This is a genomic window from Streptomyces sp. ADI95-17, from assembly GCF_003846175.1.
GTDB lineage: Bacteria > Actinomycetota > Actinomycetes > Streptomycetales > Streptomycetaceae > Streptomyces > Streptomyces sanglieri.
In genome coordinates, this window is sequence record NZ_ML123048.1 from 125,876 (window position 1) to 135,753 (window position 9,878).

Below are 9,878 nucleotides of genomic sequence, written 5' to 3' on the forward strand. Positions count from 1 at the left end.
CAGGATCACATGAACACGCATTCATGTATTCATCTCCGTAGGATGAGGGCATGGGCCACGGAGTTGACGCGAAGACCGCTGCCACCGCGCGCGAGCGCCTCGACGCGGTGGGGGCCGGTGATGTGGCATCCACCCTCCAGGCGCTGGCCACCCCGTCCCGGCTCCGCATCCTGGCCCGCCTCCAGGAGGGCCCCTGCCCCGCGACGGAGCTCGCCGACGCGGTCGGCATGGAGCAGTCCGCCTGCTCCCACCAGCTGCGACTGCTGCGCAACCTCGGTCTGGTCACCGGCGAGCGGCGGGGCCGCTCGGTGATCTACGCGCTGTACGACAACCACGTGGCCGAACTCCTCGACCAGGCCCTCTTCCACGTCGAGCACCTGCGCCTGGGGCTGCACGACACCCCGACGCAGGCCGCCGCGGAGGCGGACGGCGCGGTGGCCGCCGCCTCCCGCTGACCCCGGCACCGCCCTACCGGGCGCGCAGGCCGGTCAGGAAGTCTCCGAGAATCTCACCGAAGGCGTCCGGCTTCTCCATGTTGGGGTAGTGGGCGGCACCCTCGACGATCATCTCCCGCCCGTGGGCGACCGTCCGCACCAGGCGACGGGCCATGGCGAGCTGGTCCGCCCCGTCGATGCCGCCGTTGACCGCCAGGACCGGGACCTCGATCCCGGCCGCCCGCGTCCAGGTGTCGGGGACGGGCACCCGCAGGTCGGGTTCGTCGCCGCGGTGCTTGGAGAGCGTCCGGGCCGCCATCTCGCGCACCCGTCGCACGACGGTGCCGTCGACCTCGTCGAGCGTGCGGTGCGGGCCCGCCGCGAAGAGCATGAAGGCGTCGAGCCACCCCTCGATGTCACCCGCCTCCAGCGCGCGGGCCTGTGCGGCCAGGACCTGCCCGCACCAGGGGTCGACGAATTCGGGCTCACTGGTCCCCGCCCCGCTGACGACCAGCGCACGCACCAGGTCCGGGTGTTCGAGCGCGGTGTCGACCGCGGTGGCCGCACCCATCGACAGTCCGGCCAGGACCGCGGGCCCGGCGTCGAGGTGGCGCAGCAGTGCGGCCACGTCGTCGGTGTGACGGAAGGGCCTGGTCGCGTTGGCCGATCCGCCGTGTCCGCGGGCGTCCGGCACGATCACGCGGTGACGGCGGGCGAGCTCCGGCACCTGGTCGTCCCACATCCCGTGGTCGACGAAGCCGCCGTGCAGCAGCACCAGCAGCGGGCCCTCGCCGACGTCGCGGTGGACGAGGCGCCCGTCCTCGGTCTCGATGAAGTTCAGCTCGGAAGCAGCATTCATGACAACCAAGGTGCCATTCTCTGGCCACATTGACAACCAGGGTGTCATGATTGCCGGATGACCGACATCGACCCGCCCCTGGCACCCGAGGAACTGGCCCATCGGCTGACGGAGGTCTTCGCCCTGGTCGGCCCGCTCTACCGGCGTGTGCAGCGCAAGGTGGAACAGGCCGCCCCGATCGAGGGCCTCTCCGTCGGGGTGCGCGCCGTACTGGATCTGCTGCGTGAGAACGGACCCATGACGGTCCCGCAGATGGGCCGGGCACAGGCGCTGAGCCGGCAGTTCGTGCAGCGCATGGTCAACGACGCCGCCGCGGCGCGGCTGGTCGAGATCATCCCGAACCCCGCGCACCAGCGGTCCTCGCTGGTCCGGCTGACCGGGAGCGGACGGGCGGCGATCCTCGCGGCCCTGGCCCGCGAGGCATCGCTGCTGCGCCAGGTGGACGGGGAGCTCACCGACGCCGATGTGACGGCCTGCGTACGGGTGCTCGGCCGGATGCTGGAGGCCTTCGACCACGTCGACGTCGACTGAGACCGGGCACGGTCACCGCCCGGGACGGGGCGGTGACCGGTGTGTCCGTCACCGAATGCGGATCCAACTGCCCCCGTCTACGCTCGGATGTGGATCTGTGCCGCAGAGGTCGTGGATCGACAGGAAGCGAGATCCCCATGGAGCGGCTCAAGCGGTCGGGACTCGTCGGGGAACTCTCCGCGGAGTTCCTCGGCACGATGATTCTCATCCTCTTCGGCTGTGGTGTGGTGGCCCAGGTCGCGGCGGGCGGCGCACTCACCGATCCGCCGGGCGGCCTCGGGAATCACGACAGCATCGCCTGGGCATGGGGGCTCGGAGTCACCCTGGGCGTCTATGTGGCGGGCCGGCTCAGCGGAGCCCATCTCAACCCCGCCGTGACCCTCTCCCTCGCCGCGTTCAAGGATTTCCCCTGGAAGAAGGTGGCGCCGTACTCGCTGGCCCAGCTCGTGGGTGCGTTCGTCGCGGCGCTGCTGGTGCGCTGGAATTACACCGAGGCGCTGGCGAAGGCGGACCCGGGGCACACCATCAAGACCCAGACGGTGTTCTCCACCCTGCCGGCCAACGGAAACCCCGCGCTCCCGGTGCACGAATGGGGTGCGCTGCGGGACCAGGTCATCGGCACCGCGATCCTGGTGCTGCTGATCTTCGCGGTCACCGACCTCCTCAACACCCCGCCGGGCGCCAATCTCGGGCCGTTCATCGTGGGTCTCATCGTGGTGGCCATCGGCATGGCGTTCGGCACCAACGCCGGATACGCCATCAACCCGGCCCGTGACCTCGGCCCCCGGCTCGCGAGCTTCCTCACCGGCTACGGCGGGGCGTGGCGGGATCAGTACGGGAACTTCTACTTCTGGGTGCCGATCGTGGGCCCGCTGGTCGGCGGTCCGCTGGGGGCCTTCTTCTACAAGGTCTTCATCAGCCGTTTCCTGCCCTCGGTGGAGGCCGAGCCGGAGGGGAGCATCCCCGTACCGACGGAGAAGTGACGCCCGGTTCCATCACCGAGCCCGGACTCAGGAGAGGCAGCATGCCATGGCGGACTTCGTCGGCGCGGTGGACCAAGGCACCACCAGCAGCCGCTTCATGATCTTCGATCACGGTGGCAACGAGGTGGCCAGACACCAGTTGGAGCACGAGCAGATCCTGCCGCGCCCCGGCTGGGTGGAGCACGATCCGGTGGAGATCTGGGAGCGCACCAACTCGGTGATGCAGAACGCCCTGCGCACCGGCGGTCTCAGCGGCACGGATCTCGACGCCATCGGGATCACCAACCAGCGCGAGACGACCGTCGTGTGGGATCCCCGCACCGGCCGCCCGTACTGCAACGCCATCGTGTGGCAGGACACCCGCACCGATTCGATCGCCAAGGCCCTGGAGAACGAGGGGTACGGCGAGGTCATCCGGCGCAAGTCCGGGCTTCCGCCGGCCACTTACTTCTCCGGCGGGAAGATCAAGTGGATCCTGGAGAACGTCGAGGGGGTGCGTGAGGCCGCCGAGCAGGGGCACGCGGTGTTCGGGAACACGGACTGCTGGGTGTTGTGGAATCTCACCGGCGGCCCGGACGGCGGCACCCACGCCACCGATGTGACCAACGCCAGCCGGACGATGCTGATGAATCTGGAGACACTCGACTGGGACGACGAGCTGCTGGACATCTTCGGCATCCCCCGGGCGATGCTCCCGGCCATCAACCCCTCCTCCCACGCCGAGGCGTACGGCCGCACCCGCACCTCCCGCCCGCTGCGGGCCGCGGTCCCGATCACCGGGGTGCTCGGCGACCAGCAGGCAGCCACCGTGGGGCAGGTGTGCTTCGAGCCGGGCGAGGCGAAGAACACGTACGGCACCGGCAACTTCCTGCTGCTCAACACCGGTACGAAGCTCATCCGGTCCAAGCACGGGCTGCTCACCACGGTCGCCTACCGGTTCGGGGAGAGTCCGGCGGTCTACGCCCTGGAGGGTTCGATCGCGGTCACCGGGTCGGCGGTGCAGTGGCTGCGGGACCAGATGAAGATCATCACCGATGCGGCGGAGAGCGAGCGGCTGGCCCGGTCCGTCGCGGACAACGGCGGGATGTACTTCGTGCCGGCCTTCTCCGGACTCTTCGCCCCGTACTGGCGCTCGGACGCCCGGGGCGCCATCGTCGGGCTGGCCAGGTACAACACCAACGCCCATCTGGCGCGGGCCACGCTGGAATCGATCTGCTACCAGAGCCGGGACGTGGTGGAGGCGATGGAGCAGGACTCCGGTGTCCATCTCGATGTGCTCAAGGTCGACGGCGGGGTCACGGCCAACGACCTGTGCATGCAGATCCAGGCCGATGTGCTCGGTGTCCCCGTCAGCCGTCCGGTGGTCGCCGAGACGACCGCGCTCGGTGCCGCCTACGCCGCCGGTCTGGCCACCGGTTTCTGGCAGGACCTGGGCGAACTGCGCGAGCACTGGCAGGAGTCGAAGCGCTGGGAGCCGCAGTGGAGCGAGGAGCAGCGCGCGGAGGGTTACGCGAACTGGAAGCGGGCGGTGGAGCGCACCCTCGACTGGGTCAGCGTGGGATGACGGTCCGTGCGGGCGTGCCCTGCCGGGTCCGCCCGCACGGTCCGTCCCGCGCTCAGTGCTTCGATCGCAGCCCGGCCAGCAGCTGGTAGACGGTCTCGGTGCCCTGGCGCAGTGCCTGGACGCCGATGTGTTCGTCGGTGCCGTGCATGCGCTTGAGCATGTCGCGGTTCACGGTGAACGGGTACATGCCGTACACGGGTACGTTCTGCTCCCGGAACGGCACCGCGCTGGTGACCGCCTCGAACTGGCAGGCGGTGGCCCGTACTCCGGGATGGGTCCGGCGTACGGCGCTCTGCCAGGCGCGGAACACATCGGTGTCGTGGTCGGAGTCGGGGGTGGCCAGGTAGCCGCGCAGCCGGTCCAGCGCCTGCTGCTCGCTCTCACCGGGGTTGCCGACCACACTCAGCGTCGCCCGGTTGCCGATCAGCGAGCGCAGTTCGGCGACGGTGCGTCCGGGGTCCTCGGCGCCCGGCAGGAAGGCGGCCCGGAACTCCGCGGTCGCCGTGCCCGGCACGATGCTCGGGTAGTACCCGGACTGCGCCGCGGTGAAGGCGAGCGTGGTCCGCAGCATCGCGTTGTGCAGCTCGGGGGTCTCGCTGAGCCGCACCACGCTCTCCCCCGCCCGGTCCCGCTGCCGGTCGGTGCGGGCGTCGAGCATCTCCCGCAGCGCCCGGGCGAAGTGCCGGTCGGTGGTGGCCTCGGCCAGTTCGGCGAAGTACGTCCTGGACAGTGCGTTGGGGCGGATGTGGGCCCGCCACTGGCCGAGCTGTTCGAGTACCTCGCCCAGCCGGATCACCGCCTGCCCGGAGAACGGCTTGGAGGTGTGGGTGGCGTACGAGGCGGTCTCCAGGCGCAGCAGCAGGGATCGCTTGTCGTTGCAGGTCAGCGAGGCGATCATGGGCGTGGAGCCGTCCCGCTGGTTGAGCACCCAGCCGCCCTCGGTGATGACCGCGCCCGCCGTCACCCTGCCGGGGTGTTCGGTGAGGAACCAGCGCACGCCGTACGGGCCCTGCTCCTCGTCGCAGTCGGACCAGAAGACGATGTCGCGGTCGAAGGACGCCCCCTCCTGGACATGGCACAGCAGTGCGGCGACGAAGGCGGCGTTGACGCCCTTCATGTCCAGCGAGCCGCGCCCGTACAGTTTGCCGTCCTTGATCTCTCCGGCGAAGGGGTCCGTCTCCCACCGGTCGCCGATGGCGGGCACCACGTCGGAGTGGCCGAGCAGGACCAGGGGTTTCTTCGTAGCCGGGCCGCGGCCGGGGATCCGGGCGAAGAAGTGGACGTTGCCGTCCTTCGGGGTGGGCACGATCTCGGTGGCGACCCCGGCGGCGCCGAAGATCCCCTGGAGCATCCGGGCGAGCGGCAGGGTGACCGCGCCGTCCCCGGGGTTGCTGGTGTTCTGCCGGATCATGGCGACGGCCAGGCCGACGGGGTCGGTGGGGTCTCCGTCGTAGGGGACGGTGGCGGTTCCGGTCGTCCCGGCGGCCCGCGCCGCGGGTGCCGCCGACGCCACCGCGCCCAGGCCCAGCACCGTGGAGGCGACGGCGGTCGCCCCGGCGCCGAGCACCGAACGGCGTGACGGCCGGGCTCCGGGGAGGCCGTCGAGGCAGGCGGCGACGACCGCGGCCGGGTTCTCCTGGTGGGCGTAGTGGCCGCCCTCGACGGACATCAGGGTGCATTCGCCGCGGGTCCACTCGGCCCAGCGGCGCACGGTGACCTCGGGCACGTGCGGGTCGTCGGAAGCCCACACCGCACGCAGATCGACCTGCGGGACGGCTCCGCGGCGGCCGTCGTAGCGGGCGGCCAGTTGCAGATCGGCCATGACAGGAGGCAGCAGCACCTCCTCGAACTCGGGGTCCGCGAGGAGTTCCGGGTCGGTCAGTCCGGTCCCGGATACGAAGGCACGGGCGTCCTCGACGGTCACGTCCTCGCCCCGGCCGTCGAAGTCGCCGGGGCACTGTCCGGCCACGGCGCAGAGCCTCGTGACGGGCACCCCGGCATCGAGCAGCCGACGGCAGGTCTCGTACGCCAGCAGGGCGCCGAGGCTGACCCCGATCAGCACCAGCCGTCGCCCGCCCAGCAGTTCACGTATCCCGGCCGCCGCCGCGTCGGCGTAGACGGCCATGTCGGTGACGGGTTCCTCGTCGACACGGGTACCGCGGCCCGGTGGTGCGACGAACGCCAGGGTGATGTCCTCGGGCAGCCGGCCGCGCCAGCCCGCGAACGTGGAGCCGTGGGCGCCGGTGGGTGCGAAGCAGACGGCGAGGGTGCCGGTGCCCTGCGGCTGCTCGCCCGGCACGGTCAGCCATGGGTCGTTCATATCTGCTCCTCCTGCTGGATCTCGCGGCACAGTGCGGCGATCGCGATGACGGTGGGTGCGCCGAGGATGCGGCGCAGCGGGACACGGCGGCCCGCTGTCGCCGCGAGACGTCCGGCGAGCCGTACGGCGAGCAGGGAGTGGCCGCCGGCGTCGAAGAAGTTCTGTTCCGCCGATGTGGGCGGTGCGCCGAGCAGCTCGTGCCAGAGTGCGGCGACGGCGGCCTCGGTGGCGTCGGACGGGGTGAATCCGGCGGCCCGTTCCTGTCCGATGCCCGCCACCAGCGTCCGCAGGGCGGTGCGGTCCAGTTTGCCGTTGGTGCTCAGCGGGAGCCGCGGCACCTGCTGGATGCGGGCCGGCAGCATGTAGTCGGGCAGCCGGTCGCGCAGATATGCGCGCAGTGCGGCGGAGGTGGTCTCCTCGTCGGCGGTGACACAGGCGACGATGCGTGTCTCGCCGTCCTCGCTCTCCGCGTAGGCCCCCGCGTCGGTGACGTCCGGTGCCTTGCGCAGGGTGGTCTCGATCTCCTCCAGCTCGACGCGGTAGCCGCGCACCTTGATCTGGTTGTCGGAGCGTCCGGTGATCTCCAGCGCGGAGTCCGGGAGCATGCGGCCGCGGTCGCCGGTGCGGTAGTGCAGGGCTCCGGCGTCGTCGGTGGTGAAGCGGTCCTCGCCGTCGCCGCCGACGTAGCCGAGGGCCAGTGGCGGTCCGGACACCCACACCTCGCCGGTCGCGCCGGGCGGCAGCCGTCGGCCGAGCCGGTCGCGGACCGAGAGCGAGGCACCCGCCACCGGGCTGCCGACGGGGACGCGTCCGGCGTCGGCGGGCAGTCGGGCGGTGTCGTAGGCGGCGACGTTGGAAGCGGTCTCCGTCATGCCGTACAGGTTGAGCAGGGTGGCGTCGGGCCAGACCTCGCGGAAGCGCAGGACGGTGTCCACGGGCAGGATGTCGGCGCCGCTGGTGACCAGGACCGGCCGGTGTCCGCCGGGGTGTCCGGCGCTCTCCTCCAGCAGTCCGGCGATCAGCTGCGGGGTCAGGAAGAGGTGGGTGATCCGTTCCTTGCGGACGGTGGCGGCGAAGAGCGCCGGGTCGAGCAGTTCGTCGGTGGCGAGCACGACGGACGGGACGCCCCTGAGCAGTCCGCCCAGCAGTTCCCAGGGCGAGGCGACCAGCGCCAGGGACTTCTGGACGGCGAGGACCGCGTTCTCGGGGAACGGGTGGTCCTGCCACATCCATTCGAGCCGGCCGCGGACCGAACGATGGCTGATGCGTACGCCCTTGGGGTTTCCGGTCGTCCCCGATGTGTAGACGATGTGGAACAGCGCGTCCTCGCCGGGCTCCTGCTCCGGCGCCTGGTGCAGCGGTCCCTCGGTGAGGGGCGCCAGGGTGACGCGGGGTGCGTCCAGGGTGGGGAACTGGTCGAGTCCGGGCTCGGCGAGCACACAGTGCGGTCCGGTCTCCTCCACCATCCGGCGCTGCCGTCGCACGGGGATCGCGGGGTCCAGCCCGAGGTAGGCGGCCCCCGTCTTCAGTACGGCGAGCACCCCGGCGACGGCGGCCGGGCCGCGCTGGGCGGCGAGTGCCACCAGCGAGCCGGGGCCGGTGCCCTTGGCGGTGAGCCGGGCGGCCAGCCGGCCGCTCCATTCGTCGAGTTCGCGGTAGCTGACGTCGGTGCCGGTGTGGCGCAGGGCGACGGCCCGGGGGTGGGCCGCCACCTGTTCGGCGAAGCGTTCCAGCAGGGTCGGCGTGGTCATCGGTGATCGTCTCCGGGCAGCAGATCGAGGGAACGAACGGTGGTGTGCTCGGCGCGCCGCGGGTCGGTGAGGGCCCGCAGCGCGATCAGGGTGGATTCCAGGACGTTGCGGGCGGCCGGTGCGTCCAGGAGTTCCTGCTGGTAGGCGTACTGGAGCAGCAGCCGGCCGGGGCCGTGCGGCTGGACGTACAGGGCGCAGTCGTACTTGGTGTAGCCGGTGTCCAGTTCGACGAAACGGAACCGGACGTCCGAGGCGGTGGTGGCGCGCGCCGGGTAGGGCAGCATGTTGAGCATGGTCTGGAAGACCGGGGTGGCCGACGAGCTGCGGGAGGCGGCCGGGAGCCTTCGCAGCGTCCAGCCGAAGGGGTACTCGTCGGCGGCGTACGCGTCGTACACCGTCTCCCGTACCTGTGCGGTGAATTCGGTGAGGGTGGCGGCCGGGTCGATGTCCAGGCGCAGCGGCAGCATGGCGAGGGTGAAGGCGGGCACATCGGCTGTCTCCGGCCGTTCCCGCCCGGCCATCGGGGCGCCGACGACCACTTCGTCGGCGTCGCCGTAGTAGCTGAGGGCCAGTGCGTAGGCGGCCAGCAGTGGTACGAACGCGGTGGCGGAGGCGGCCAGTGCGGTGGCGTGCAGCTGCCGGGACAGCTGCTCGTCCAGGACGGCCTCGGTGATCTCGCCCCGGTAGGTGGGGGCGGCGGGGCGCTGCTTCTGGGCGATCCCGAGTGCCGGGAGGTCGCCCGCGAGCCGGCGCAGCCAGTACTCCCCCGCCTCGGCGACCTCCTCGCCGGCCAGCCGCTCGGTCAGGTGGTCGAGATAGCGGTCGTAGCGGGTGGCGCGTTCGGGGTCGGGTGCGTCGGGCCGCTGTTCGTAGAGTTCGGCCAGCCGCTGGAACAGCACGGTCGCTCCCCAGCCGTCGAGGAGCAGTTCGTGCATGGTGACCAGGAGCCGGTGCTGTCCGCCGGGCAGCCGGAACAGTCCGGTCCGCAGGGCCGGTTCGGTGAGCAGGTCGAAGGGCCTGGCGGCCTCCTCGGCGGCCACCGTGCGGAACTCCTCGGCGCCGACGTCCCGGGCGCTCGCGGGTAACGGAACCTCCCAGTGCGGGTAGCGGTGCACCACTTCCCTCCCGTCGGCCTCGTCGGTCTCGGCGAACCGGGCGAGGAGCAGCGGATTCTCGGCGAGCAGCAGCTGCCAGGCCCGGCCCAGCCGTGCCACGTCGAGGGGCCCGTCGAGTTCCAGGGAGCCCTGGTAGCTGTAGTAGGGGCTGAGCGGGTCGAGCCGCCAGTGGAAGTACACCCCGGCCTGCTGCGGGGTGAGCGGCCGGGTGCGGGGCCCGTCGTCCCGGACCGTCACGGTGCGGACGCCGGTCGTGTGCTGCCGGCCCTGGCCGAGCCCGGCGAGTGCGGCGGGGCTGCCGTCGCGCAGTACGTCGCGCAG

Annotated in this window: 8 protein-coding genes; 4 read left to right on the plus strand and 4 right to left on the minus strand. The window is 71.5% G+C overall.

Features of this window, described 5'->3' with window-relative positions; translation table 11 throughout:
* Window positions 1-50 precede the first annotated feature (50 nt).
* Window positions 51-455, plus strand: a complete 405-nt coding sequence (locus tag EES42_RS23665; protein ID WP_124720269.1) for an ArsR/SmtB family transcription factor — start codon at window positions 51-53, stop codon at window positions 453-455.
* 13 nt (window positions 456-468) lie between these two features.
* Here EES42_RS23665 and EES42_RS23670 read toward each other — a convergent pair whose 3' ends face one another.
* A complete protein-coding gene (locus tag EES42_RS23670) occupies window positions 469-1,293 on the minus strand; it encodes an alpha/beta fold hydrolase (RefSeq protein ID WP_124720270.1) in 825 nt (274 codons plus the stop codon).
* Window positions 1,294-1,350: 57 nt separating this feature from the next.
* Between EES42_RS23670 and EES42_RS23675 the strand changes: the two genes are divergently transcribed.
* The 3 genes from EES42_RS23675 to glpK all read left to right on the plus strand — a co-directional run bounded on the left by EES42_RS23675 (window position 1,351) and on the right by glpK (window position 4,371).
* On the plus strand, window positions 1,351-1,824 hold the full coding sequence (locus tag EES42_RS23675; protein WP_124720271.1) for a MarR family winged helix-turn-helix transcriptional regulator: 474 nt from the start codon (window positions 1,351-1,353) through the stop codon (window positions 1,822-1,824).
* 137 nt (window positions 1,825-1,961) lie between these two features.
* Window positions 1,962-2,807: an MIP/aquaporin family protein gene (locus tag EES42_RS23680; protein WP_124720272.1), complete on the plus strand. Its 846-nt coding sequence runs from the start codon at window positions 1,962-1,964 to the stop codon at window positions 2,805-2,807.
* Window positions 2,808-2,853: 46 nt separating this feature from the next.
* Window positions 2,854-4,371 carry a glycerol kinase GlpK gene (gene glpK, locus EES42_RS23685; RefSeq protein WP_124720273.1) on the plus strand — a complete coding sequence of 506 codons (1,518 nt, stop codon included), beginning with the start codon at window positions 2,854-2,856 and terminating at the stop codon, window positions 4,369-4,371.
* Between the two features lie 52 nt (window positions 4,372-4,423).
* Here glpK and EES42_RS23690 read toward each other — a convergent pair whose 3' ends face one another.
* The 3 genes from EES42_RS23690 to EES42_RS23700 form a co-directional block, all read right to left on the minus strand.
* Window positions 4,424-6,691: a M20/M25/M40 family metallo-hydrolase gene (locus EES42_RS23690; RefSeq protein WP_124720274.1), complete on the minus strand. Its 2,268-nt coding sequence runs from the start codon at window positions 6,689-6,691 to the stop codon at window positions 4,424-4,426.
* A complete protein-coding gene (locus EES42_RS23695) occupies window positions 6,688-8,442 on the minus strand; it encodes a non-ribosomal peptide synthetase (protein WP_124720275.1) in 1,755 nt (584 codons plus the stop codon). Before EES42_RS23695 ends, EES42_RS23690 begins: the two co-directional genes overlap by 4 nt.
* Window positions 8,439-9,878 (minus strand): condensation domain-containing protein (locus EES42_RS23700; protein WP_164495299.1); only part of this gene is annotated, 1,440 nt, incomplete at its 5' end. The genes EES42_RS23695 and EES42_RS23700, both read right to left, overlap by 4 nt.

Coding starts and splice junctions, on each gene's coding strand:
- EES42_RS23665 (WP_124720269.1), top strand. CDS start 51: ATGGGCCACGGAGTTGACGCGAAGACCGCTGCCACCGCGCGCGAGCGC.
- EES42_RS23670 (WP_124720270.1), bottom strand. CDS start 1,293: ATGAATGCTGCTTCCGAGCTGAACTTCATCGAGACCGAGGACGGGCGC.
- EES42_RS23675 (WP_124720271.1), top strand. CDS start 1,351: ATGACCGACATCGACCCGCCCCTGGCACCCGAGGAACTGGCCCATCGG.
- EES42_RS23680 (WP_124720272.1), top strand. CDS start 1,962: ATGGAGCGGCTCAAGCGGTCGGGACTCGTCGGGGAACTCTCCGCGGAG.
- glpK (WP_124720273.1), top strand. CDS start 2,854: ATGGCGGACTTCGTCGGCGCGGTGGACCAAGGCACCACCAGCAGCCGC.
- EES42_RS23690 (WP_124720274.1), bottom strand. CDS start 6,691: ATGAACGACCCATGGCTGACCGTGCCGGGCGAGCAGCCGCAGGGCACC.
- EES42_RS23695 (WP_124720275.1), bottom strand. CDS start 8,442: ATGACCACGCCGACCCTGCTGGAACGCTTCGCCGAACAGGTGGCGGCC.